General features: G+C 67.6%; 20 protein-coding genes. 10 read left to right on the top strand and 10 right to left on the bottom strand.

Annotated elements, in window-relative coordinates:
- Positions 1–21: 21 nt before the first annotated feature.
- Together LEL84_RS06495 and LEL84_RS06490 are read left to right on the top strand one after the other, a co-directional pair.
- Positions 22–447: a pyridoxamine 5'-phosphate oxidase family protein gene (locus tag LEL84_RS06495; RefSeq protein WP_226513614.1), complete on the top strand. Its 426-nt coding sequence runs from the start codon at positions 22–24 to the stop codon at positions 445–447.
- A gap of 62 nt (positions 448–509) precedes the next feature.
- On the top strand, positions 510–1,403 hold the full coding sequence (locus tag LEL84_RS06490) for a hypothetical protein (RefSeq protein WP_226513613.1): 894 nt from the start codon (positions 510–512) through the stop codon (positions 1,401–1,403).
- Positions 1,404–1,808: 405 nt separating this feature from the next.
- Here LEL84_RS06490 and LEL84_RS06485 read toward each other — a convergent pair whose 3' ends face one another.
- Together LEL84_RS06485 and LEL84_RS06480 are read right to left on the bottom strand one after the other, a co-directional pair.
- Positions 1,809–3,158 (bottom strand): IS110 family transposase, encoded by a 1,350-nt coding sequence (locus LEL84_RS06485; RefSeq protein WP_226513612.1) that lies wholly within the window; start codon positions 3,156–3,158, stop codon positions 1,809–1,811.
- A gap of 266 nt (positions 3,159–3,424) precedes the next feature.
- Positions 3,425–4,612, bottom strand: a complete 1,188-nt coding sequence (locus LEL84_RS06480; protein WP_226513611.1) for a TetR/AcrR family transcriptional regulator — start codon at positions 4,610–4,612, stop codon at positions 3,425–3,427.
- Between the two features lie 202 nt (positions 4,613–4,814).
- On the opposite strand from LEL84_RS06480, the gene LEL84_RS06475 reads away from it, so the two are divergent.
- From LEL84_RS06475 to LEL84_RS06455, 5 genes are all read left to right on the top strand, one after another.
- A complete protein-coding gene (locus LEL84_RS06475; RefSeq protein ID WP_226513610.1) occupies positions 4,815–5,621 on the top strand; it encodes an enoyl-CoA hydratase-related protein in 807 nt (268 codons plus the stop codon).
- An 82-nt stretch (positions 5,622–5,703) separates the two neighbouring features.
- On the top strand, positions 5,704–7,308 hold the full coding sequence (gene fadD5 / locus LEL84_RS06470) for a fatty-acid--CoA ligase FadD5 (RefSeq protein ID WP_226513609.1): 1,605 nt from the start codon (positions 5,704–5,706) through the stop codon (positions 7,306–7,308).
- Between the two features lie 252 nt (positions 7,309–7,560).
- The gene (locus LEL84_RS06465; protein ID WP_226513608.1) at positions 7,561–8,691 is read left to right on the top strand and encodes an NDMA-dependent alcohol dehydrogenase; all 1,131 of its coding nucleotides are present in this window, start codon (positions 7,561–7,563) and stop codon (positions 8,689–8,691) included.
- Positions 8,692–8,714: 23 nt separating this feature from the next.
- On the top strand, positions 8,715–9,533 hold the full coding sequence (locus LEL84_RS06460; protein WP_226513607.1) for a serine hydrolase domain-containing protein: 819 nt from the start codon (positions 8,715–8,717) through the stop codon (positions 9,531–9,533).
- Between the two features lie 128 nt (positions 9,534–9,661).
- The gene (locus LEL84_RS06455) at positions 9,662–10,180 is read left to right on the top strand and encodes a DUF3145 domain-containing protein (RefSeq protein ID WP_226513606.1); all 519 of its coding nucleotides are present in this window, start codon (positions 9,662–9,664) and stop codon (positions 10,178–10,180) included.
- Positions 10,181–10,253: 73 nt separating this feature from the next.
- Here the strand turns inward: LEL84_RS06455 and LEL84_RS06450 are convergent, their stop codons facing one another.
- From LEL84_RS06450 to aceE, 6 genes are all read right to left on the bottom strand, one after another.
- Positions 10,254–11,705: an acyl-CoA carboxylase subunit beta gene (locus tag LEL84_RS06450; protein WP_058252055.1), complete on the bottom strand. Its 1,452-nt coding sequence runs from the start codon at positions 11,703–11,705 to the stop codon at positions 10,254–10,256.
- 38 nt (positions 11,706–11,743) lie between these two features.
- Positions 11,744–13,012: a KasA/KasB family beta-ketoacyl-ACP synthase gene (locus tag LEL84_RS06445; RefSeq protein WP_065630088.1), complete on the bottom strand. Its 1,269-nt coding sequence runs from the start codon at positions 13,010–13,012 to the stop codon at positions 11,744–11,746.
- Positions 13,012–13,314, bottom strand: coding sequence for a meromycolate extension acyl carrier protein AcpM (gene acpM / locus LEL84_RS06440; RefSeq protein WP_058252053.1), 303 nt, complete (start codon positions 13,312–13,314; stop codon positions 13,012–13,014). The genes LEL84_RS06445 and acpM overlap by 1 nt, the downstream gene beginning before the upstream one ends.
- A gap of 131 nt (positions 13,315–13,445) precedes the next feature.
- Positions 13,446–14,354: an ACP S-malonyltransferase gene (locus tag LEL84_RS06435; protein ID WP_137810264.1), complete on the bottom strand. Its 909-nt coding sequence runs from the start codon at positions 14,352–14,354 to the stop codon at positions 13,446–13,448.
- Positions 14,355–14,549: 195 nt separating this feature from the next.
- Positions 14,550–15,821 carry a PucR family transcriptional regulator gene (locus tag LEL84_RS06430; RefSeq protein WP_065630086.1) on the bottom strand — a complete coding sequence of 424 codons (1,272 nt, stop codon included), beginning with the start codon at positions 15,819–15,821 and terminating at the stop codon, positions 14,550–14,552.
- A 78-nt stretch (positions 15,822–15,899) separates the two neighbouring features.
- Entirely contained in the window at positions 15,900–18,779 is a 2,880-nt protein-coding gene (gene aceE, locus LEL84_RS06425) for a pyruvate dehydrogenase (acetyl-transferring), homodimeric type (protein ID WP_226514260.1), read from the bottom strand.
- A gap of 151 nt (positions 18,780–18,930) precedes the next feature.
- Between aceE and LEL84_RS06420 the strand changes: the two genes are divergently transcribed.
- From LEL84_RS06420 to LEL84_RS06410, 3 genes are all read left to right on the top strand, one after another.
- Positions 18,931–19,551, top strand: coding sequence for a hypothetical protein (locus LEL84_RS06420; RefSeq protein WP_226513605.1), 621 nt, complete (start codon positions 18,931–18,933; stop codon positions 19,549–19,551).
- Between the two features lie 239 nt (positions 19,552–19,790).
- Entirely contained in the window at positions 19,791–20,213 is a 423-nt protein-coding gene (locus LEL84_RS06415; RefSeq protein WP_058252048.1) for a DUF3052 domain-containing protein, read from the top strand.
- Positions 20,210–20,692: a peroxiredoxin gene (locus LEL84_RS06410; RefSeq protein ID WP_068971527.1), complete on the top strand. Its 483-nt coding sequence runs from the start codon at positions 20,210–20,212 to the stop codon at positions 20,690–20,692. Before LEL84_RS06415 ends, LEL84_RS06410 begins: the two co-directional genes overlap by 4 nt.
- Here LEL84_RS06410 and LEL84_RS06405 read toward each other — a convergent pair.
- Together LEL84_RS06405 and LEL84_RS06400 are read right to left on the bottom strand one after the other, a co-directional pair.
- Complete coding sequence (locus LEL84_RS06405; protein WP_226513604.1) at positions 20,682–21,572, bottom strand: serine/threonine-protein kinase; 891 nt, start codon at positions 21,570–21,572, stop codon at positions 20,682–20,684. The genes LEL84_RS06410 and LEL84_RS06405 overlap by 11 nt on opposite strands.
- Positions 21,569–23,350, bottom strand: coding sequence for an ABC transporter ATP-binding protein (locus tag LEL84_RS06400; RefSeq protein ID WP_226513603.1), 1,782 nt, complete (start codon positions 23,348–23,350; stop codon positions 21,569–21,571). The genes LEL84_RS06405 and LEL84_RS06400 overlap by 4 nt, the downstream gene beginning before the upstream one ends.
- Positions 23,351–23,756: the final 406 nt, after the last annotated feature.

Genomic DNA, 23,756 nt, shown 5'->3' with positions numbered 1-23,756 from the left:
GGTCCGAACTACCGTCGGATCATGGCACTCACGAAATCCGAACGAGAAGCGTTCCTGTCCGAACCCCATGTCGCGGCGCTGTCGGTCGAAGCCGAGCCCGGCCGGGCGCCGCTCATGGTCCCGGTGTGGTACCAGTACGAGCCGGGCGGTCGCCCCTGGCTGCTCACCGGAACCGAATCGCGCAAGTTGCAGCTCATCCGAACCGCCGGGCGGTTCACGTTCATGGTCGACGAGGTGTCGCCGCGGCTGATGTACGTGGCCGTGTCGGGGGATGCGGTCGACATGGTTCCGGGCACCCGCGGCGACCTGCAGGAGATGGCGGCGCGCTACCTCCCGCCCCAGGCCGTCGACCCCTACGTGGAGATGGCCGAGAAGGATCACGGTCCCCAGACCAAGCTGTTCCTCGAACCGAAACAGTGGGTGTCCCTGGACCTCGGTGCGCTCTGACCGACGGGCCGTGATCCGGCAGCGAGACGAACCCGTCGGGAACGTCTCGCTACATTGAACGCATGCCGAAGTCGCGTTCCACGTCCGACCAGCCCGAACAGTCCGTCGACGCGGAGTCTCACCAGGCGACATCGCCGACGGGCGAGCAGGTCACCCCGCTCGACGGCAACGAGTTCCTGCAGGCCAATCGCAGTAACCGCGACAAGTACCGCGCCGAGGCCGAGGCGAAGGCGGCGAAAGCAGCCCGCAAGGCCGAGCGCCGACACCCGGCTGACGAGCCCACGGGTGCCGACGAGCCGGCCGATACGGACGACGCCGACGGGTCCGACGACGCCACGACCGAGGTCGCGGACCCACGCCCTGGCTCGGACCGCACCCCCCGCAAGCTCGATCCCGCCACGGCGCGTCGGAGTGGTTCCCGCCGGTGGATCGGTTGGACTTCGAAGGTCGGCAGCCGACCGTGGGCGGTGATCGCGCTGATCGTGGCGGTCGTCGTCCTCGCGGCGTCGACGGCGGTGCTCGCCGTGGCGTACGTGGATGCCGATGAACGCGCCGAGTCGAGCGCGTCGGCCGGTACGACGACGTCCCTCCTCGAGACCGCCCGGCGATACGCGGCCGAGATCTCGACCTACAACTCTGCCGACTACGCTGACCTCGACCGACGCATCCGGGAGATCTCCACGCCCGCGTTCACCCAGACCTACATCGAGTCCTCGCAGGACGCCCGCCGCGGATCCGCCGAGGCCGAATCGGTGTCCACGGCGACGGCCGACAATGCGGGCCTCATGTCCGTCGACGACGGCAAGGCCGTTGTGCTGGTCACCCTGGACCAGACCCTGAAATCGCCGCAGACCGCACAGGAGTTCCCCGAGGGATTCCCGTACCAGTCGCGGGTCAAGGTCACCCTCGTGGAGCAGGACGGTCGCTGGCTGATGGACGACTTCGCGGTGCTGTGAGGCCTCGGCTCCCTGATCCGAAAGAAGCGAGTCCTATCGCTCCCTGAGGAGCGGCCGGAGCTTGCGGAGGGCGCGGCCAACCATCGCCTTCCGAATCCGAAGAACGACATAACCATTGCCCCCTGAGCAGCCTATGAGGGTTTGTGTCAACAGGGTCCTGTGGTGGGTGTGGGCGTGGGTGTTCGGCCCGGCGGCCGGTTGGCGTGTCGGGATGGGTGCGTGGTGGGGGGTTCGGGTTGGCCGGGGTCGTGCCTGGCGCGGGCTCTACCTAGCGTTCAAACGGGTTGCTACCCAACAGCCTTCATTCGAGCTTGGTTCGCGCCGGGGGTGGGGACTGCTCAGGCTCAGGGTCGGGCTTGGGTGCCCAAGGCGCAGCGAGCTTGTCCCGGCCGGAGGGTTTAGGGGTCAGGCGGCGGTCCTTTCGGCGGGTCGGGTACGGCCGGCAGCGATGTCGGGGTTCCAGGCAGTGTTGGTGGTGATGACGACGAACAGTTGCCGCAATAGGGCGGCAGCGATCGCGACCCGGGCCTGGTTGGGGTTGAGCTGGTTGGTGTCTCGGCTGGTCAGGTGGCGGTAGCGGGCGGCGTAGACCTCGTTGTGGGTGAGCGCGGCGAATGCCGCCCGCCAGGCGGCGACCCGCAACAAGGGCCGGCCACGCCCGCTGATGCGGGTGGTGCCGCGGTAGTTGCCGGAGGAGTTCTCCCGCGGGCACAGTCCGGCGTGTTTGACCACCGCGCGTGCGGAATCGAAGCGGGTCAGGTCCCCGGTTTCGGCGAGGATCGCCGCGACCGAGACCGCCGAAACCCCCGGGATGGACTCGGCGAGGGCGCGTAGGCCCAGCCCGGTGAGGACCTCGATCATGAGGTGTTCGACCTGCTCGCAGGCGGTGCGGGCGTGCCCGAAATCGTCGAGAGCGTAGCGGGCCCGTTCCAACGCACCAGCCTCGCCGGTGATCGTGGTCTCGGTCGCGAAGGCGGCGTCGACGAGTGCGACCAGGATGCGGGTGGTGACCCGACGCCCACCCCAGCGGGGCAGCTCGGCGCGCACCTGCTCCCGTAGCCACGCCACCGCCTGGTCGCGGCTGCTCTGGGCGGTCAGGGGTGTCGGGTCAGCGCCGATGACGGCCATCGCGGCCAGCCAGGTCACCGATTTGAACGGCTGCCCGGCGCAGTCGAGCGCTTCTGGCCAGCTGCTCTCGAGCAGATCGCGGGCTTGTTGTTGGGCTGCGCTACGGCGGGTGAGTTGCTGGGATCGGCGCACACCGAGGTGGCGTAGCCTGCTCCATTGCTCGTCGGCGTGTTCGGGTAGGTAGAGGTGGAGTTGGGTGGTCAACCGTGCGATCAGCAGGGCGTCTTTGTCGTCGGATTTGTCGTGGGTGAAGTCTTCGGTCTCCCGGGCGCGAGAGACGGCGATCGGTTGCACGCACACCATCTGCACCCCGACCGCAGCGGTGAGGTCTCGGACTGTTTTCCAGCGATGCCCGGTCGGTTCACACGCGATGACGATGCCGGCAAACCCCGCAGCAGCAGCGGCGGTACGGCTCCACTCGATCGCGGTGGCCAACTGTGGTGGCGCGCAGTGAAACGTGCGGCGCGCCACGATGCGGGAGTCGTGATCGACCACCGCGACGACTTGTTTGTTCGATGCCAGATCGATCGCTGCGACCGCGTGGTCGCGGCGCACGATCCCCCGGAACCGGGTCAACCGATCGTTCCGACGCTTGTCACCTCGACTCAAACGACTAGCCTTAGACATTGACATCCTCCTTTTGTGGTTGGGATAACCAAGCCCCTTATGACCACATCAGGAGGATGTCCCAGTTACCAAAGCCCTTCCAGCTATTACTAGGTGCGAGGAGCGTTAGCGACGAGCCACGAAGGGCCTGGTGAGACACGTTGCGAAGCCCTTCGTGGCTCGCTTCGCTCGCACCTCAGGGAGCAGTGGCACAGCACGTCTCTCGGGTTCTGCAGTTCTTTCGGATCAGGGAGCGAGGTTCGGCGTGCTTGCCGGTCATCAGATAGTCAGCCGTGCAACAGAATCCGCATCGCCAGTGCGTCGATCCGGTCGGGGGAGGGCGGTAGGGACTGACGCGACAGGTCGGTGACCACGTTCAGGGAAGCGTGTACGAGGAACCGCGCCTGCGAGAGCGACAGCTCGTCGCGGACGCGGGTGAGCCAGGTGGCGAACTCGTCCACGGTGATCCGCTGCTGGTTGCGTAGTTCCTCGCGTGCCTGTGGAGTCGTGTGCCCGATCTCGGTCTCGTAGATCGCGATGAGATCGGTTGCGCTGGATGATAACCGGATGTACGAGGCGACCATCGCGGCGATCGCCTCGCGGGGCGTGGTCGACGCCGCCAGCGCGTCGGAGATGGCCGACGTGACCCGGTCGGTCGCGCGCCAGAACGAGGCCTCGAGAATGGCGACCTTGCTGGGGAAGTGGCGGTACACGCCTGATGCCGGCAGGTCGGCCGCGTGTGCGATGTCCTCGATCGTCACGTCCCGGAACCCGCGGGCGGCGAACAGCTCGATCGCTTCGGTCAGGATGACCTCGCGCTTGGCGGCCGGGGCGAGTCCGGTCACCGACGGCGGCTCGGGGTCGGTCGGCTCTGGCAGCTCGACTTCGAGCAGGCCGATCGCGGCGGCCGACATCAACGCCGTCGCCTCGCGGGCCGGCAACGAGGCGCGATGCGTTGTCGGACTCGCCGCGACGCTGATCATTGCGGCGGCAACGAGATTGGCGTCGAGATCGGTCAGCGACGGGCGCAGCCGGCGGGCGGCGGCACGCACACGACGATGCTGGTGGACGACGACATCGCGGACGATCGCGGCGTCGGCGGGCTCGAGGTAGCGCGACTCCCACCGGTACAGCCCACCGCGGCGACGATTGTCGAACGAGGTGGCGGTGATCGCCTCGAGGAGTGCGGGCAACTCCTCGGGCGACCCCTCCGGGACGGTGTCGAGAACGTCGCGCAGGCCGGTCGCGAGCTCGGCGGTGGTCTCGGCGAACAGTGCGTACTTGTTCGGGAAATGCCGGTACAGCGCCGGGGTGGAGATGCCGACGGCGTCGGCGATGTCGTCGAGCCGCACCGCGTGGTACCCGCCGTCGCTGAAGGCCTTCGCCGCGGCGTCGACGATCATGCGTCGCCGGTCGGCGGGACGACGACGCCGGGCGCCGGTGTCCGGGCGCGACGTCTGCGGACGTGCGGTCATGACGACAGAGCCTATCCGGAGACCGCGTTCTCGTGACAGATTTCGGCATCGACCGGCAAAACCGCAGGAGAGACCGGCTTGCGGATCTGATAAGTTAACCGAGATTCTCGTGATCTGCGTCGCATTATGGTAGTAATCTAGGCGATGGCACAGATGCGGGGGGCTGTGTCTACCGAGAAGCCGGCCTGGAGTGGGGAGAGCAGTGAGCGAAGAGATCACGCGCGGCGGAGTCATCACATCGGTGGACGACTCCGGGATCGGGCGCCTGACGATTTCTCGTCCGGAACGGATGAACGCCCTCGACGGCGGGGCCCATCAGGCGATCGAGGACACGTTGGCGGAGTGGTCGACTCGCGACGACGTCCGCGTGATCGTGATCGACGGCGCGGGCGGCAGTTTCAGTGCGGGCGCCGATGTCCGGGGCTTCGCCGAACAGTCGACCGCGGGCGGCGCCTCCGGGTTCACTCCGACGCAGGCGCGTCAGATCATCTCCGGAGGTTCTGATCTCATCCGGGCCGTGCGTTCGGTCCCGGTCCCGGTGATCGCCTCCGTCGACGGTGCAGCCGCGGGGATCGGTGCGTCGCTCGCACTCGGTGCCGACCTCATCTATACGACGGCCAGGTCGTATTTCCTGCTCGCGTTCGTCAACATCGGTCTCATGCCCGACGGCGCCGCCTCGATGTCGTTCGCGACGGCCGTCGGTCGCGTGCGTGCCAACGAGCTGGCGCTGCTCGGTGAGAAGCTGCGTGCCGCAGAGGCTCTCGACGCCGGACTCGTCAACGGCGTCGTCGAGGATCGTGCCGCGCTCGACGAGGTGGTCGGCAAGGTCGCCGGCAAGCTCGCGGGTAAGAGCGCTACCGCGCTCCGGCTCACGAAGGCTGCTCTCGACGCGCACACGATGTCCGGTTTCGAGGCCGCGATCGAACGAGAACTCGACGGCCAGACCGAACTGCTCCAGTCCCCGGAGTTCCAGGCGGCCATCACCGCGTTCGCCGGCGCCTCCAAGTGAGCGCCGCGACACGTCGGAATCGCTGTACCCCAACCGTTCCCGACCCCATCACCACCAGAGAGACAACGAGGAGACCGATCGTATGACCGCGACCGTCGACACCTTCAGCGACCTGGCCACCGAGCCGCTGCGTTCGCGCCGCAACCACTGGAACAACCAGATCCGCCGCCACGCCTTCATGACCCCGGACAAGCCGGCGCTGAAGTTCCTGGGCAACATCACCACCTGGAAGGAACTCGACGAGAGCAGCCGCGCCTTCGCGGCCGCACTGAGCCGCCGCGGCGTGCAGTTCGGCGATCGTGTGCTGACCGTCCTGCTCAACCGCTCGGAGTACGTCGAAGCGGTTCTGGGTGCGAACCTGATCGGTGCCATCCCCGTTCCGGTGAACATCCGGATGAGCCCGGCCGAGGTCGCGTTTCTCGTCAACGACAGCGGCGCGAAGGTGATCGTCACCGAGACCCTGCTCGCCCCGCTGGCCGACGCCGCGGGCGCCTCCACCGGAGCGATCGAGCACACCATCGTGGTCGGCGGTTCGGACAAGGACAATCACCTCGACTACGAGGCGCTCGTCGCCGAGGATTCGTCGGATCTCGAGGAGATAGACGTTCCCGAGGAGACCGTCGCGCTGATCATGTACACCTCGGGCACGACCGGAAAACCCAAGGGCGCCATGCTCACCCACACGAACATGCAGGCGCAGGCGGTCACCTGTCTGCAGGCCCTGCAGACCCGTTCCGACGACATCGGCTCGTGTGTTGCCCCGATGTTCCACATCGCCGGCCTCGGCGCCATGGCGCCGCTGTTCTACATGGGCGCCCTCTCGGTGATCCATCCGCTCGGCGCGTTCGACCCCGACCACATGCTGGACACCATCGAGCGCGAGGGCACCACCTCGATCTTCCTGGTGCCCGCACAGTGGCAGGCCGTCTGTGCCGCGCAGCAGGCCAAGCCGCGTGATCTCAAGCTGCGCGTGATCAGCTGGGGTGCGGCCCCGGCGTCGGACACCGTCCTGAACGCGATGAACGAGACTTTCCCGGAGGCGCTCAACGTCGCCGTTTTCGGACAGAGCGAGATGTCGCCGATCACCTGCGTACTCGAGGGCAAGGATGCCCTGCGCAAGATCGGCTCCATCGGAAAGGTCGTCCCGGCCGTGACCGCGCGCATCGTCGACCCCGAGGGCAACGACGTCGCGCAGGGTGAGGTCGGCGAGATCGTCTACCGCGGTCCGAACATGATGAAGGGGTACTGGCAGAACGAGCAGGGCACCGCCGACGCCTTCGCCGGCGGCTGGTTCCACTCCGGTGACCTGGTCCGGGCCGATGAGGAGGGCTTCCTCTACGTCGTCGACCGCGCCAAGGACATGATCATCTCCGGTGGCGAGAACATCTACTGCGCCGAGGTCGAGAACGTCCTCTTCGGTCATCCGAGCATCACCGAGGCGGCGATCATCGGTCGCGCACACGAGAAGTGGGGTGAGGTGCCGGTCGCGGTGATCGTGCTCGCCGAAGGCGTCGAGGACCTGACGCTCGCCGACCTCGAGCCGTACCTCAACGAGAACCTCGCGCGGTTCAAGCATCCGAAGGACATCGTCATCGTCGACGAGTTGCCGCGCAACGCCGGTGGCAAGGTCGTCAAGCCGACCCTGCGCCAGAGCTACGGCAGCAAGGACGCCGGCCTGGCCGACTGACGCCGTCGTATCCACCGTCGTCGGACACCTCGGCGACGTCGACACCCTCCGACCTGGGCGCGAGCACTCGCGCCCAGGTCGTCGTGGTCTCGTCCGTCCCGACCACCGCCGGCATCGACGCGCCAAGAAACACGCACTAGAACACGTTCCAATTTTGTGGTTGAGTGACTACTGTCACGTCATGGCGGCAACCGTCGGAGTGAGTAGATCCTCCCGGTGCGAGACGTCGCCGGGTTCGAACGGAGGAGTTCAGTGAAGACAAAGGGTGCATTGCTGCGGGAGCACAACAAGCCGTGGGCGATCGAGGACATCGAGATCGGCGATCCCAAGGCCCACGAGATCAAGATCAAGATGGAAGCCGCCGGCATGTGCCACTCCGATCATCACCTGATGACCGGTGGCATCCCGATGGCCGGGTTCCCGATCCTCGGTGGTCACGAGGGTGCGGGCGTCGTGGCCGAGGTCGGTGAAGGAGTCACCGACTTCGAGGTCGGCGACCACGTCGTGCTGTCGTTCATCCCGTCGTGCGGCAAGTGTCCGTCGTGTCAGTCGGGAATGGCCAACCTGTGCGACTTCGGCGCCATGCTGCTGCAGGGCGAGGCGGTGTCGGACAACACCTTCCGGATCCAGACCGCCGCCGGCGAGAACGTCTACCCGATGACGCTGCTGGGCACCTTCGCGCCGTACATGGTCGTGCACGAGGCCTCGGCGGTGAAGATCGACAAGGACATCCCGTTCGAGGTCGCGGCGCTCTGCGGCTGTGGCATCCCCACCGGTTACGGCTCGTCGACCCGCAGCGGCGACGTACGACCGGGGGAGGACGTCGCGATCGTGGGTGTCGGCGGCGTGGGTACCGCGGCCCTACAGGGCGCGGTCATCTCCGGCGCCCGCAACCTGTTCGCCATCGACCCGGTGGAGTGGAAGCGGGAGCAGGCGCTCAAGTTCGGGGCCACCGCGGCCTTCGCCACGGTCGAAGAGGCGGCCACGGCGATCGCGGAGACCACTCACGGCGGCATGTGCCAGAAGGTGATCGTCACGGTCGGCGAGGTCCACGGCAAGGACGTCGACCTGTGGATGGGTATCACCGCCAAGGGTGGCACCTGCGTCCTGACCGGTATGGGCAACATGCTCGAGAGCGATGTCAACCTCAATCTCGCCATGCTGACCCTGCTCCAGAAGAATCTGCAGGGTTCGATCTTCGGCGGTGCCAACCCGAAGCTCGACATCCCACAGCTGCTGTCGATGTACAAGATCGGCAAGCTCAACATCGCCGACATGATCACCCGGCAGTACCGTCTGGACCAGATCAATGAGGGCTACCAGGACATGTTGGACGGCAAGAACATCCGCGGAGTCATCCGCTACACCGAAGAGGACTGGTGAGCACCCGGGTAACGTGACCCGATGTGTCTGTCCTTGATTCTCTGACGGAATGGCCCGTCGACCACGTGTCGGCGGCGATCATCACCCGCGACGGGGTCGCCGACCAGTTCGGCGACCCCGCTCGCGTCTTCGAGCTCGCCTCGGTCACGAAGCCGCTGGTGGCCTACGCGGTGCTCGTCGCCGTCGAGGAGGGAGCCGTCGAGCTGGACGACCCGGCCGGGCCGTCGGGGTCGACCCTTGCCCACCTGCTTTCGCACGCGTCCGGCCTGGCCTACGACACCCGCGAGGTCGAGGCCCCGCCGGGGGAGCAGCGGATCTACTCGAGCGCGGGCTTCGAGGTGGCCTCCGAGGTCGTGGCCGAGGCGACCGGTATCGAGTTCGGCCGCTATCTCTCCGAAGCCGTGTGCGCGCCGCTGGAGATGTCGTCGACGACGCTCTACGGGCCGGCCGGGCATGCCGCCCGCTCGAGCGTGGCGGATTTGGCGGCCTTTGCCCGCGAGTTGCTGGATCCGCGCCTGCTGGCGCCGGAGACCTTCGGGACGCTGACGTCGGTGCGGTTCCCCGGACTCGACGGATTCGTCCCCGGGTACGGCAAGCACCGTCCCAACGACTGGGGGATCGGCTTCGAGATCAGGTCCGAGAAGTCGCCGCACTGGACCGGGACGAGGAACTCCCCGCGGACGTTCGGGCACTTCGGTCAGGCCGGCACGTTCCTCTGGGTGGATCCGGCGCTCGACGCGGCCTGCGTCGTGCTGACGGATCGGCTCTTCGGACCATGGGCGAAGCCGCTGTGGAGCGAGTTCAACGATCGCGTCGTTGATGAACTCTCGTCACAGAACTGAATTTTTCTCGCAGGAGAAACTAGCGCAACACGTGCATCATGGGGCACAATTGACCCTACGAATGTGATATCCGCTGTCGCGAGGTGTGTTGGGGAAGACGTTCCTCGTCGACAACGGAGGTGAACAAGGTGCGCAATCTGAATCAGTTTGCGGACATGACAACAGGAGTGGTCTACATCCACTCGGCGCCGGTGGCGCTGTGCCCGCATGTGGAGTGGGCTCTGTCGTCGACCCTGAATGCGCGCGCCAACCTGAAATGGTCGGCACAGGATGCCGAACCCGGCATGCAGCGTGCCACTGTCGACTGGGCGGGTCCGGTCGGTACCGCGGCTCGTCTGGTGACGGCGCTGCGGGAGTGGTCGGCGCTGCGTTTCGAGGTGACCGAGAACCCCAGCGAGGGTGTCGACGGTGAACGGTTCTGCTACGTCCCGGGACTCGGCCTCTGGCGCGGCTCCGCGAGCGCCAACGGCGACGTCATCATCGGCGAGAACCAGTTGCGTTCGATGATCGAATCGCAGCCCGACAGCGCCGGTCTCGCCGGTGAACTCGAAGGCGCGCTCGGAACCGCGTGGGACAACGCGCTCGAGCAGTACCGCATGGGCGGTGCCGGCGCCGAGGTCACCTGGTTGCAGCAGCGGGTGGGTTAGCAGGGGGACGAACTACAACGAGAAGTGCCCCGGTCCTCGTGGACCGGGGCACTTTCGTCGTCTGTGCGACGCGTCAGAGCGGGATGTTCTTGTGGCGACCGCGGCGCGCGGGTGCCGCGGCGAGCGCCTCGGCGATGATGCTGCGAGTGTGCGCCGGGTCGATGATCTCGTCGACCACGCCAATGGACTGTGCGCGGCCGACACCGCCGGCGATCGCCTCGTGCTCGGCGGCGAGACGGTCGTGCAGGGCCTCACGCTCGTCGTCGGGCGCTGCGGCGAGAGCTTTCTTGTGCAGGATGCCCACCGCGGCCTTCGCGCCCATCACGGCGACCTCGGAGCCCGGCCAGGCGAACACCGCGGTGGCGCCGAGCGCACGCGAGTTCATCGCGATGTAGGCGCCGCCGTAGATCTTCCGGGTCACCAGCGTGACCCGGGGGACCGAGGCCTCGGCGAACGCGTGCAAGAGCTTCGCGCCGCGGCGGACGACGCCGTTCCACTCCTGGCCGACGCCGGGCAAGTAACCCGGCACATCGGTGATGACGATGAGCGGGATGCCGAAGGCATCGCAGAGGCGGACGAAACGCGATGCCTTCTCCGCGCTCTCGGAGTTGAGGCAGCCGCCCATCCGCAGCGGGTTGTTCGCGATGATCCCCACGCTGCGTCCGGACAACCGGCCGAAGCCGACGACGATGTTCGGCGCCCATTTGGCTTGCAGCTCTTCGAAACTCGAGATCTGGGTCTCGCCGTCGGCCGCGACACCGGAGTCGAGCAACTGCTCGACGACCGGGTGGACGTCGTAGGCGCGCCGATTCGACTCCGGCAGCAAGGCCTTGAGGTCGGTGTCGCCGGCCCGCGCGTGTTCGCGGTCGAAATGTCCCTGCTGGGTGAACGTCGACACCAGACGCCGTGCGCGCCACAGCGCGTCGGGCTCGGAGTCGGCGACGATGTGACAGACACCGGACTTCTTGCCGTGGGTGGTCGGGCCGCCCAGCGACTCCATGTCCACTTCTTCGCCGGTGACGCTCTTGACGACGTCCGGGCCGGTCACGAAGACCCGGCCGGCCGGCGCCATGATCACGACGTCGGTGAGCGCCGGGCCGTAGGCGGCGCCGCCGGCGGCGAAGCCGACGACCACCGAGATCTGCGGGATGTAGCCCGAGGCACGCACCATCGCCTCGAAGACCTGACCCACCGCGTGCAACGCCTCGACACCCTCGGCGAGGCGGGCGCCACCCGAGTGCCAGATGCCGATGACCGGCGCCTGTTCGGTGATGGCGGTGTCGATGGCGTTGACGATGTGCGCACACCCCACGACACCCATGGCGCCGCCCATGACGGTGCCGTCGGTGCAGTAGGAGACCGTACGGACCCCGTGCACCAGACCGACGGCGGCCTGGACGCCCGACTTGTCGCGCGGATGGAGCAGCGACATCGTGCCTTCGTCGAAGAAGTTGGTCAGCCGCAACAGCGGGTCGCGGGGATCGGCGGCTTCTTCGCGGCCGGCAACGGGAGCCAAGGTCGTCATCGATGTCTCCTGGGTGTCGGGGGGTGTGGCGGTGATTCTCAGTAGCGACCGAAGGCGAGCGCCACGTTGTGCCCACCGAAACCGAACGAGTTGTTGATCGCGTAATCGATCTGCCCGTACCGGGGTTCACCGTGCACGACGTCGATGTCGCATTCCGGGTCCAGGTTCTCGAGGTTGAGGGTCGGCGGGATGACGCCTTCCTCGACGCTCTTGATCGTCAGGACCGACTCGAGCGCCCCGACCGCACCGATGGAGTGTCCGAGCGCGGACTTCGGCGCGTACACCGCAGCATGCTGTCCGATGGCGGCGAGGATGCCCGCGGCCTCGGCGGTGTCGCCGATGGGGGTCGACGTCGCGTGCGCGTTGATGTGGGTGATGTCGGAGCGCTGCAGACCAGCGGTCTGCAGGGCCCGTGTCATGGCCCGCGCGTTGCCCTGACCACTCGGGTCGGGGGCGACGAGGTGGAATCCGTCGGAGGTGATGCCGGTACCGAGCAGGCGGGCGTGGATGTGTGCACCGCGTGCGCGGGCGTGTTCCTCGCGTTCGAGGATCAGCATCGCCGAACCCTCGCCGAAAACGAAACCGTCGCGATCCTTGTCGAACGGTCGCGAAGCCGCTGCGGGGTCCTCGTTACGGGTGCTCATCGCCCGCATCATCGAGAACGCGGCGATCGGCACCGCGTCGATGTGACCCTCGACGCCGCCGGTGACGACCATGTCGGCGTCACCCATGACGATGTGCCGCCAGGCGTGCGCGATGGCCTCGGCGCCCGACGAACAGGCCGAGACGGGAGTGATCACGCCGGCGCGTGCGCCGACGTTGAGTCCCGCGACGGCCGCCGGTCCGTTCGGCATCGCCATCGAGACGGCGAGCGGGGACACCTTGCGGTAGTTGCCGGTGCCCTCCATGGCCTGGACTGCGTCGACCATCGCGTCGGCGCCACCCTGACCGGTGCCGATGACGACCGCGAGGCGGTCCTTGTCGACGTCGGGTTCGCCGGCCTGCGCCCAGAGGCGCTTGCTCATGACGTGGGAGATGCGCTCGACGTAGGCCATCCGCCGGGATTCGATGCGCGTGACCTCCTCGGCGGGATCCTGGAGGAGACGACCACCGATGCGCACCGGGAGGTTGTACTTGGTGATGAAGTCGTCGGTCAGCTCACGGATGCCCGATTCGCCGGCCAGCAGGTTCTTCCAGGTCGAGTCGAGATCCCCACCCAACGAGGTGGTGGCCACCATGGAGGTGACCACCACACTCGGGAAGTTCCCACCCAGCGTGGAGTACTCGCGGAGGGAAGAGGGGGTCATCAGGCCTCGTCTGCCTCGACCTGCGCCTTGATGGCAGCTGCGGCCTCGGGGTTCTCGCTCTCGAGCTTCTGGATGTAGGCGACCGCGTCACCGACAGTGCGCAGGCCGGCCAGATCCTCGTCGGGGATCTTGACGCCGTACTTGTCCTCGGTCTGGACCGCGATCTCGACCATGGACAGCGAGTCGATGTCGAGGTCGTCGACGAACGACTTCTCGAGGGTCACCTCGGACGGCTCGATGCCGGTGACTTCCTCGATGATCTCGGCGATGCCGGCAATGAGTTGTTCCTGGGTGGCAGCCACTGTGTGGTTCCCTTTCGTCTTCCTACGTGGATGTGAGATTTCCGGAGCGCAGCACGGACGGAGAAGTCCGCGCGCTTGGACACGCCGACGTTGAGGCCGACGTTCCGGGGGTCGCGGACTACCCGCGACCGCTATCCAAGTTCGGTGATCTTCGCGATGTCGCCGGGCTCCTTGAGCGCCAGCGCGGGGGTGCCCTTGAGCTCGCGCTTCGCGATGCCCACCAGCGTCCCTGCCGGGGGCAGTTCCACCAGGGCGTGTGCCGAGTGGTCTCGCAGGTACGCCGAGCACAGATCCCAGCGGACCGGCCTGGTCACCTGTCCCACCAGCTTGGCCAGCGCGTCGGCGCCGTTCGTGACCGGCTGTCCGTCGGAGTTCGACAGCAGGGTCCGGGTGGGATCGGCGGGCGTGATGCGGGCGGCGGCTGCGGCGACGGCGTCCTGCGCCGGGGCCATGAAGTGCGTGTGGAACGCGCCGGCGACCGCGAGCTTGCGGATCCGGGCCTTCTCCGGCGGCGAGGCGATCAGCTCGTCGATCTGCGCGACCGCGCCGGCGGCGACGATCTGCCCGGCGGCGTTGCGGTTGGCGGGGACGAGATCGAGTTCGTCGAGACGTGCGAGGACGGCCGCCTCGTCGCCCCCGAGGACCGCGGCCATGGTCGTGGGCTGCAGGGCACACGCCTTCGCCATCTCCGAGCCGCGCAGCGCGGCCAGCGTGACGGCCTCGTCGGCCGAGATGACACCGGTGATCGCGGCGGCGGCGAGTTCGCCGACCGAGTGGCCGGCGACCACGGCGTCGGCGGGCAGTTCACCGTGCTTGCGCACCTCGTCGTAGGCCAGCAGTGCGGCGACGACGACGAGCGGCTGGGTCACGGCGGTGTCGGTGATCTCCTCCGCCGTGGCGGTGGTGCCGAGGCGTTCGAGGTCCAGACGGGTCTGTTTGGACCAGGTGGCGATCTGGTCACGCGCGCCCGGCAATTCGAGCCATGGCGTGAGCATGCCGGGTGTCTGAGATCCCTGTCCGGGAGCAAGCATCGAAAGCACGTGACCAGAGAACACCCTTTACCCGGGGGATGTGGGTGTGGAGAAGCATGAAGCTTGTCGCGGGCTTTTGTGGGGTTCCCACAAAGGAGACCTAGAGGTCACCTGGTTCGTCATCAGTCTGAGATTTGTTACCGAACCGTGTTCTTAAGGCTCCTATCAGCACAAACGGTGAATCGGACATGAAACCCGTGTGACTCATGTGGCAGATGTTGGCGATTTGTGCCGGAAGTGTGTCAGTCGACCCACCGTCGACGCGACCCTCAGAACGTAGGCATCGCGCGGGTTAGTTGGGTCACGTCCTGTGATTTCCGAAATTTTCTTCAGTCGGTAGCGAACCGTATTTGGATGGATGTACAGAATTCGGGCGCAGGACTCGACCGAGCCGCCGGAGTCGAGGTAGGCCTCGAGAGTGGTGCTCAGCGTCGCACCGCCCTCGGCGAGCGGCTGGACGAGGGATTCGATCAAAGCGGTCATCGCTGACTCGTCGCCGTTGAGCGCGCGCTCGGGTAGCAGTTCGAGACTGTGGACCGGCCGCGGTGCGCTCGGCCAGCCGGCCACCGCCTCGATCCCGGCCATGGCCTCGGTGGCACTCGAGTGCGCGCTGCCGAGGTTCGGCATGGTCGGACCGATCACCACCGGACCGTCGGCGAAGTGGGAGAGCAGTGCGCCGACGAACTTCTCGGTCGGACGGGCGGGACCGCTCACGATGGCCACCAGCACCGAACCCTGCACCACCGACAGGGCCGACCGGTCGAAGGACTTGGCCGTGTTGTGGATCGCCAGTGGCACCGACACGTTCTGTTCCGGGGGCGGCGTCCCGACTATCACGGTGGCCGGCGCATCCGAGTCCCAGTTGAGCGCCGCTGCGCGAGAGAGCAATTGTGGCCCGGTGTCGCCGCGGACCACCGCGTCGACGACGAGGGCCTCGAGCCGGGAGTCCCACGCCCCGCGTGACTCCGCGGCCGAGGCGTAGATCGCTGCCGCGGCGAAACCGATCTCGCGTCCGTAGCGCAGCACCGACTCGGTCAGCGCACGGAGCTGGGCATCGTTGCGGGCGAGGAGCGGCAGCCACTTCTCGAAGAACTCCATGGCCACGCGGACCATCTCGACGGTCTGCAGCAGCGTGATGCGGCGGGCGAGGTCCTGCGGGACCACCTGGAAGGCCTGGACCGTGAACTTCACGTTGCCCTCGGGGTCCTGGATCCACTCGACGAAGTTGACCACCGCGGTCTGCACGACGAGTTGCACACTCGCGCGTTGCGCGGCGTCGAGGTCGGAGAAATAGGGCAGCTGGTCCTGCATCGAATGGACCGCCTCGGTGGCGAGTCGGCCGCTGTACTGCTTGACCCGCCGGAGAAGAGTGTCCGGCAGCGCGTCGTGCACGGTGGCGGGGGCCGGTACGTGCGCGCCCCGCTCACCGAACACGTCAGCCGGTGGCTGCTTCCTGTTCACGCGCGCATCGGACACGACCTCAATCTAGCCCCTCGGCCGGGGTGGGTTCCCCGGCCGAGGGCGAGTGGAGGCCGTGTCCGTCGGCGCGACCGGTCAGGCGACTCCCGGATCGCTGGTCTGCTCGGGTGCGGCCGAGACGTCGTCGATCCGGTACCTGTCGGCGGCCTGCTTGGCCACCGACATCTCGATGTTGCCGTCCCGGGCGAGCGCGACGAGCACCGCGACGACGATGGACTCGGCGTCGACGTTGAAGAACCGTCGCGCCGCCGGGCGCGTGTCGGAGAACCCGAACCCGTCCGTCCCCAGCGTGAGGTAGGTGCCCGGGAGGTATGCCCGGATCTGCTCCTGCACTCCGCGCATGTAGTCGCTGACACCGACGAACGGGCCGGCGGCGTCGGCGAGCAGCTCGGTCAGGTACGCCGGTGCCGGCTCGGCGGCCGGATCACGCAGTACCTCGCGGTCGGCGCGGATCCCGTCCCGGGCGAGCTCGCTCCACGACGTGACCGAGTAGACGTCGGCGCCGACGTTCCATTCCTCCGCGAGCATGTCGGCGGCGCGCAGTGCGTCGGGCATGGTCACACCGGACACGAGGATGTTGGCCGGGTGTTCCTTGCCCTCCGGCGCCTTCTGGAACCGGTACGCACCCTTGACGATGCCGGTCGGGTCGAGTCCCTCAGGCTTCGCCGGCTGACTGATCGGCTCGTTGTAGACGGTCAGGTAGTAGAAGACGTTCTCCGGGTCCTCGCCGAACATGCGCTCCATACCGCTCTCGACGATGTGGCCGAGTTCATAGGCGAAGGCCGGATCGTAGGAGACGACGGCGGGGTTGGTCGCGGCCAGCAGCGGCGAATGCCCGTCGGCGTGCTGCAGGCCCTCACCGGTCAGCGTGGTGCGGCCCGCGGTCGCGCCGATGATGAAACCGCGCGCCATCTGGTCGGCGGCGGCCCAGAAGCTGTCACCGGTGCGCTGGAAGCCGAACATCGAATAGAAGATGTACAGCGGGATCATCGGCTCGTCGTGGGTCGAGTACGACGTGCCGACCGCGGCGAAGCTGGCTGCCGACCCGGCCTCGTTGATGCCCTCGTGCAGGATCTGACCCTCCGGGCTCTCCTTGTAGGCGAGCATCAGTTCGGCGTCGACCGAGGTGTAGAGCTGTCCGTTGCGGTTGTAGATCTTGAGGGTCGGGAACCAGGAGTCCATACCGAAGGTCCGCGCCTCGTCCGGGATGATCGGCACGATCCGCTTGCCGACCTCCTTGTCGCGCAACAGATCCTTGAAGACGCGCACGAGCGCCATGGTGGTCGCGACCTGCTGCTTGCCCGAGCCCTTCGCGGTGGCCTTCAGTGCCGAACTCATGTCGGCCTTCAGCACCTTCGCCTTGGTCCGCCGGCTCGGCAGGAAGCCGCCGAGGGTCTTGCGCCGGTCGAGCATGTACTGCAGCTCCGGCGAGTCCGTGCCGGGGTGGTAGTACGGCGGCAGGTACGGGTCCTTCTCGAGCTGCTCGTCGGAGATCGGGATGCGAGTGCTGTCGCGGAAGGCCTTCAGATCGTCGAGCGTCAGCTTCTTCATCTGGTGCGTCGCGTTGCGGCCCTCGAAGTGCTTGCCCAGCGTGTAGCCCTTGATGGTGTGGGCCAGGATCACCGTCGGCTGGCCCTTGTGGGTCATCGCCGACGCGTAGGCGGCGTGGATCTTGCGGTAGTCGTGACCGCCGCGCTTGAGGTTCCAGATGTCGGCGTCGGAGAGGTCCTTGACGAGTTCCTTCGTGCGCGGGTCGCGGTTGAAGAAGTGCTCGCGGACGAACGCGCCGTCGTTGGCCTTGTAGGTCTGGAAGTCGCCGTCGGGCGTGGTGTTCATCAGGTTGACCAGCGCGCCGTCACGGTCGGCGTGCAGCAACGAGTCCCACTCGCGGCCCCAGATGACCTTGATGACGTTCCAGCCCGCGCCGCGGAAGAACGACTCGAGCTCCTGGATGATCTTGCCGTTGCCGCGCACCGGGCCGTCGAGACGCTGCAGGTTGCAGTTGATGACGAAGGTCAGGTTGTCGAGGCCCTCGGTGGCCGCGAAGCTCGCGAAGCCGCGCGATTCCGGCTCGTCCATCTCGCCGTCGCCGAGGAAGGCCCACACGTGCTGGTCGGAGGTGTCCTTGATGCCGCGGTCGTGCAGGTAGTGGTTGAACCGCGCCTGGTAGACGGCATTCATGGGGCCGATGCCCATCGACACCGTCGGGAACTCCCAGAAGTCCGGCATCAGTCGCGGGTGCGGGTACGACGGCAGGCCGCCGCCCTCGCCGGCGTGGCTGTGCTCCTGCCGGAACCCGTCCATGCGGGCCTCGTCGATGCGGCCCTCGAGGTAGGCGCGGGCATAGATGCCCGGGGAGGCGTGGCCCTGGATGAAGATGTGGTCGCCGCCGCCGGAATGGTCCTTGCCGCGGAAGAAGTGGTTGAAGCCGACCTCGTACAGCGACGCCGACGAGGCGTAGGTGGAGATGTGGCCGCCCACGCCGACGCCCGGGCGCTGTGCGCGGTGCACCATGATCGCGGCGTTCCACCGGATCATCTGGCGGAATCGGCGTTCGACGTCCTCGTCACCGGGGAACCAGGGTTCGGCCTCGGTGGGGATGGTGTTGACGTAGTCGGTGGAGGTGAGCGCGGGGATCGACACCCGCTTCTCGCCGGCGCGTTCGAGCAGACGCAACATCAGGTACCGGGCGCGACCAGGGCCCGCGGCGTCGAGGAGGGCGTCGAACGAGTCGAGCCACTCGTCGGTCTCGTCGGGGTCGATGTCTGGCAGATAGGACGCGACTCCTTCACGGATGACCCGGACTCGTTGTCCGGCGGCACGTCCGTTCGAGCGGGGGCCGGTGTTCCCGGCGGCGCTCGGCGAGACGTCCTGTGTCGCTTGGTCCATCTGGTTGGTCACGGTGATGCCTACTCCCTCTGACAGGCCGAACTCGGGGTGGTGGTCCGACCGCATGGCGTCGGCACCGCACTCCGATGTGGTGCGGCGCCTACCCTCATCGTGCCCCATGTGGGGTGGCTTGGCACCGGGTGGATCGGTGTCGCGTGTCCCGATCGGCGTGATGCGGTAGCGTCCAGAAACGGTTACTGACCAGTAGGGGGAGTGGATGCCGGATCGAGGAGGCGCGGCCGACGGGCGGCGCCGGGGTCGTGCCGTCCGGTCGGCGACCGCGGCCACGATCGCACTCGGCGCGGCCCTGTCGGGGGCGTGCGCGTCGACCGTCGATGGCGCGGGGGCGCCGGCGCCCGGCGAGGTGGCGGTGTACCGCTCCGAACTGTCCGCCTCGGCGGCCGCGGAGGTGCGTGCCGAGGGTGTCGAGCTCTGCCGCGAGTCGATGGCGTCGATGGTCGTGATGGTCCGCGGGTTCAACGCCTTCGTCGCCCGGCTGAACGCGGCGCAGACCTACGCCGGGGTCGGGGATCTCGACGAGAAGGCACGTGCCAGTCTCATCGCCGGTGCCGACGGGATCCGCCCCAAGATCACCGAGACGTCGCCAGCGGACGTCTCCACGCCGGCGCGGGCGTTCCTCGCGTCGACCGCGCGCCTCGAGAACGCGATCAGTCGCGAACTGCGTGTCGGCCTGAACCCGGTGTCGAGCGAGTGGTCTCGCACCAAACAGCGCCTGCTCGATGTGTGCGGTACCTACACGCCGCTCCCGGCCACGTCCTCGGCCACACCTCGACCGTCGGTTCCCGCCACGACGTCGGCCGAGCGACCCGGGGGTTGACGCCGCCGTCCGCCTCGCGCCGCTGGGTACGGTTTGTTCCGCCCCGCTGTGGGTAACGATCGGGCGGGTCGGTCACGGAACCGGTGCGAAACGCCCGAAATCCCTGACGGCGTTCGGCTTGCAATGTGAGGCTCTAGGCTGTTGCCTATGCTGACAGGCGAACGGCGTGCGGGAGCGCACGCGGATTCGCCACAGACGACGCACAGAACGATCCACGAATCTTCAGGAGGTCACGCGCGGTGGTAGCCGCCACAGACGGTAGCAACGCCCAGAAACTGGGCTTGACCGCAGGCTTGGTCGTGCAGGAACTCGGCTGGGACGAGGACACCGACGACGAACTGCGCGCTGACATCGAGGACGCGATCGACGCCGAGATGGTCGACGAGGATGCCGATGACGTCGTCGACGTCGTGGTCCTCTGGTGGCGCGACGGTGACGGCGACCTCGTCGACGCCCTCATGGATGCGATCGGTCCGCTCGCCGAAGACGGTTTCGTGTGGGTGTTGTCGCCGAAGACCGGCAAGTCCGGATACGTCGATCCGAGTGAGATCGCCGAGGCGGCCCCGACCGCGGGACTCACCCAGACGTCGGCCATCAGCCTCGGTGACTGGTCGGCGGCCCGACTGGTCCAGCCCAAGGCCCGCGCGGGCAAGAAAGCATGAGCGGTGCTCTGCCTTCTGCGCCCCTGACCGTCGGTGACCGGGCCCCGGATTTCGCCCTGCGCGACCAGAACAACCAGCTCGTGTCGCTGTCGACCCTGCGAGCCGACCGCAACGTGCTCGTCGTGTTCTTCCCGCTCGCGTTCACCGGTACCTGCCAGGGCGAGCTCGGCTACATCCGCGACCAGCAGCCCCGTTTCGACAACGACGACGTGACCACGGTGACCATCTCGGTCGGACCCTCTCCCACGCACAAGGTGTGGTCCGCCGCGCAGGGTTTCCTGTTCCCGCTGCTGTCCGACTTCTGGCCGCACGGCGACACCGCGCGCGCCTACGGGGTGTTCAACGAGGACCGCGGCTACGCGAACCGCGGGACCTTTCTCGTCGATCGGGACGGCACGATCGTCTTCGCCGACATGGTCGGTCCCGGCGAGGTGCGCGAGAACGCCGTCTGGGACAAGGCACTCGGCGTCATCGGCTGAGTCGGCGCTTCTCCGCATCCCGCGCGATCGAGTCGAGTCGGTGCCATACGGAGTCCATCCCCGGTCGCTGCTCGGGTTCGAGATCCAGCATCCGGTCGAGCAGTTCGCCCAGATCATCGGGTAGGGCGCGGTTCGTCGGGAATCCGGAGTCGCGCGTCGTGGCCGACGTCGGGCGACGCAGAGTGCGCAGGCGTCGGATGCCCCGTTCGGACCACGGCGGGACCGCACCGTATGGTCGTCGTCCCGTCAGCGTCTCGAAGAGCGTGACGCCCAGGGCGAAGACATCCGCCGCCGGGGTCAGGGCGACGTCGACGGCCTGCTCGGGCGGCAGGTAACCGCGCGTGCCCGAGCCGTCTCGGCGCTCTCCGGGACGGCCGAGCAGACCGAGGTCGATGAGGATCGCCTGCCCGCCGTGCACGATGATATTCGAGGGCTTCACGTCCAGGTGAATCCAGTTGTGGCAGTGTAGGTATCGCAGCGCGGATGACAGCTGCACGCCGAGCTGCACCACGTCGTCGACACTCAGCGGGCCGTTCTCGATCACCCCATCCAGGGTGGCGCCGGGGATCGTCTGCATGGTGAAACCGATCAGACCCGACTCGTCCCGGGGGAGCATGCCGTAGCCGCGCACGAGATGCGGGTGGGCGAGTTCGGCGAGCGCGCGTCCCTCCCGACGGACGGACTCCGCGACCTCCTCATCGTGGCGTCGATGCCGTCGGATGACCTTCAGGACGCATCGTGTGTGGCGGTCGGTGTCGAACGCGTCCCAGGTGACGGTGCGCTTGCCGACGGCCAACGGGGCAAGTGGTTCGACACCGGGGAAACGTGGTGTCGGGTCGTCGGTGCCGTTGCGCTGCAACAGGTCTGACAGTTGCCTCATTGAACGTCACTCGCCGATGTGATCAGTCGGGTGCCGACGGATTCGACGGCGGGCAGCTCGATCACCCGATCGACGTGGTCGAGGACGACCGGGTCGTGGGTCAGGATCAACAGACTCCGATCCCGGTGCTCGGTCAGCGAGCGCATCAGGCGATGGGCGCCCGCCGGGTCGAGTCCGGTGGTCGGCTCGTCGAGGATGAGCAATCCGCCACCGTGGAGAAGTCCGCGTGCCACGTTGAGCCGTTGCCGTTGTCCGCCGGACAGGGTGCGGCCCCGCTGTCCGATGCGGGTGTCGTACCCGTCCGGGAGCCGGGTGATGAAGTCGTGGGCGTCGGCGCGTCGAGCGGCCGCGACGATGTCCGCACGGGTGGCGCCGGGTTCGCCGAAGGCGATGTTCTCGGCGACGGTCGCGTCGGACAGCAACATCTCCTGGGCGACGACGGCGACCGAGGCGCGGATCGACTCGCGCGTCACGAGAGCGAGATCGTTGTCGCCCAATCGAACCGTTCCCGAATGGGGTTGCAGGGAACCGTCGAGCAGGCGGGTCAACGTCGTCTTGCCCGCCCCGCTGCCGCCGACCACTGCGACGCGTTCACCGGGTTCGATCGTGAGGTCGAGGTCGCGCACGGCGTCGACGTCCCGGCTGGGATAGCGCGCGTGGACGTTTCGGAGCGCGACGCCCGCGGCCTCGGCCGGCAGTGCGACGGCGTGGGGCGGATCGGCCATGGTGGGCTCGTCGAGCAGTTCCTGTACCCGCTCGATGCCGGCGGTCGCGGCGAACAGCGAGGGCAGGAGGTTGCCGAGGTCGCGCACCGGGCGATAGCAGCTCCCCAGCAGAGCCAGGAACGCCAGGACTTCGCCCAGGGTCATCCGCTGGGTGGCGAGTGCCCAGACGCCGAGCCCGATGACCACGAGGACGCCGAGGAGTTCGAACAGGCCGACCATCGGCAGGAACACGGCACGGACCCGGCTGGCGACCAGCTCGGCGTCCATGATGGCAACATTCTGGCGCTCGTAGCGCGCGATCGCCGTCGACTCCTGGTTGTACCCCTGCACGAGGGCGGCATTGGCGAGGTGTTCCTCGGTGATCGCGCTGAGGGACCCGGCCCGACGCCGCCGTTCGCGTGATGCGGACTTGGTGTAGTCGGCGAATCGGGTTGCGGCCCAGAAGAACAGCGGTACGACGACCATCGCCGCCAGGGCGAGGAGGAGATCCATCCAGAGGAGGGCCGCCACATAGATGATCAGGGTCGCCAGCTGGCGGAAGCCCCAGGTCAGGTGGCGGACCATGAACGACTCGACCGTGCCGATGTCGGAGGTGAGACGGCTCATCACGTCGCCGAGCCGCAGATGGTCGAGTCGGTGGGCGGGCAGTGCCAACACGTGCGCGAACGCCTCGCGCCGCAAGGTGGTGAGGAATCTTTGGGAGATCCAGGTACCCAGATAGTCGTCGGCGCCGTCGACTACCGCGGCCAGCAGGTTGAGCCCGACGTAGATCGCCGCGATGTAGGGGAAGGGGCCGAGGTCCGCGGGCACCAGCACGTCGTCGACGAGACGCTCGAACAGCGCGATCTCGGCGACGGCGATCACGGCGGGGATCACCGACAGCATCAGGCTGAGCAGGAGCCACCACCGGAGCGTGCGCAACCGCGGGCAGAACGTGCGGAAGATCTGCAGGACGGTCAGGGTCGCGGAGTGCTGGACGAGGGGCTGATCGTCGGCGCGCGGTCGTAGCAGCGCGAAGAACGGTGACGGCGAGGGCATGACGGAGATGTCCATCCGGGTTCGTGGTGGTGGCCGTGCTCGCGGTTGCGAGAGCGGGCGGGCGGGTGGCCCGATCTGCTTCGGGGGAACAGATCGGGCCGCACCGCTTAATCGGTGGTGGTGACCGGCGGGCGACGACGCGGACGGCGGGGCGCGCGTCGGCGGTTGTCCGTGGACGTGTCGTGGGGACGGCATGCGCCGGGAACTGCCGGCGCGAGGGCGCAGAGGATGTTGGAGTGCGACATGAGAAGACCTTTCGTCGGGTGTCGTGATCGTTCCGCCGGTGGTCCCGAGCGGAACGGTTCTCACTGTCACGGACCCCGATGAGGTCTCCGTGAGTCGCACATGAAAGATCCTTCATCGTCGCCGACGGGTGCCGCCCCCTTGCGGCGAGTGGCATCGCGGAGTGGAAAAGGGGTTG

The organism is Gordonia sp. WA4-43 (assembly GCF_020520305.1).
Taxonomy (GTDB): Bacteria; Actinomycetota; Actinomycetes; order Mycobacteriales; family Mycobacteriaceae; genus Gordonia; species Gordonia hongkongensis.
Note: the sequence above shows the minus strand (reverse complement) of the source record. Positions and strands in the feature narration are given on the sequence as shown.

What these genes read in the sequence shown, in the direction of transcription:
- LEL84_RS06495 (WP_226513614.1), top strand. Translation starts at nt 22, where the DNA reads ATGGCACTCACGAAATCCGAACGAGAAGCGTTCCTGTCCGAACCCCAT.
- LEL84_RS06490 (WP_226513613.1), top strand. Translation starts at nt 510, where the DNA reads ATGCCGAAGTCGCGTTCCACGTCCGACCAGCCCGAACAGTCCGTCGAC.
- LEL84_RS06485 (WP_226513612.1), bottom strand. Translation starts at nt 3,158, where the DNA reads ATGTCTAAGGCTAGTCGTTTGAGTCGAGGTGACAAGCGTCGGAACGAT.
- LEL84_RS06480 (WP_226513611.1), bottom strand. Translation starts at nt 4,612, where the DNA reads ATGACCGCACGTCCGCAGACGTCGCGCCCGGACACCGGCGCCCGGCGT.
- fadD5 (WP_226513609.1), top strand. Translation starts at nt 5,704, where the DNA reads ATGACCGCGACCGTCGACACCTTCAGCGACCTGGCCACCGAGCCGCTG.
- LEL84_RS06450 (WP_058252055.1), bottom strand. Translation starts at nt 11,705, where the DNA reads ATGACGACCTTGGCTCCCGTTGCCGGCCGCGAAGAAGCCGCCGATCCC.
- LEL84_RS06445 (WP_065630088.1), bottom strand. Translation starts at nt 13,012, where the DNA reads ATGACCCCCTCTTCCCTCCGCGAGTACTCCACGCTGGGTGGGAACTTC.
- aceE (WP_226514260.1), bottom strand. Translation starts at nt 18,779, where the DNA reads ATGCGGTCGGACCACCACCCCGAGTTCGGCCTGTCAGAGGGAGTAGGC.
- LEL84_RS06420 (WP_226513605.1), top strand. Translation starts at nt 18,931, where the DNA reads ATGCCGGATCGAGGAGGCGCGGCCGACGGGCGGCGCCGGGGTCGTGCC.
- LEL84_RS06410 (WP_068971527.1), top strand. Translation starts at nt 20,210, where the DNA reads ATGAGCGGTGCTCTGCCTTCTGCGCCCCTGACCGTCGGTGACCGGGCC.
- LEL84_RS06405 (WP_226513604.1), bottom strand. Translation starts at nt 21,572, where the DNA reads ATGAGGCAACTGTCAGACCTGTTGCAGCGCAACGGCACCGACGACCCG.
- LEL84_RS06400 (WP_226513603.1), bottom strand. Translation starts at nt 23,350, where the DNA reads ATGGACATCTCCGTCATGCCCTCGCCGTCACCGTTCTTCGCGCTGCTA.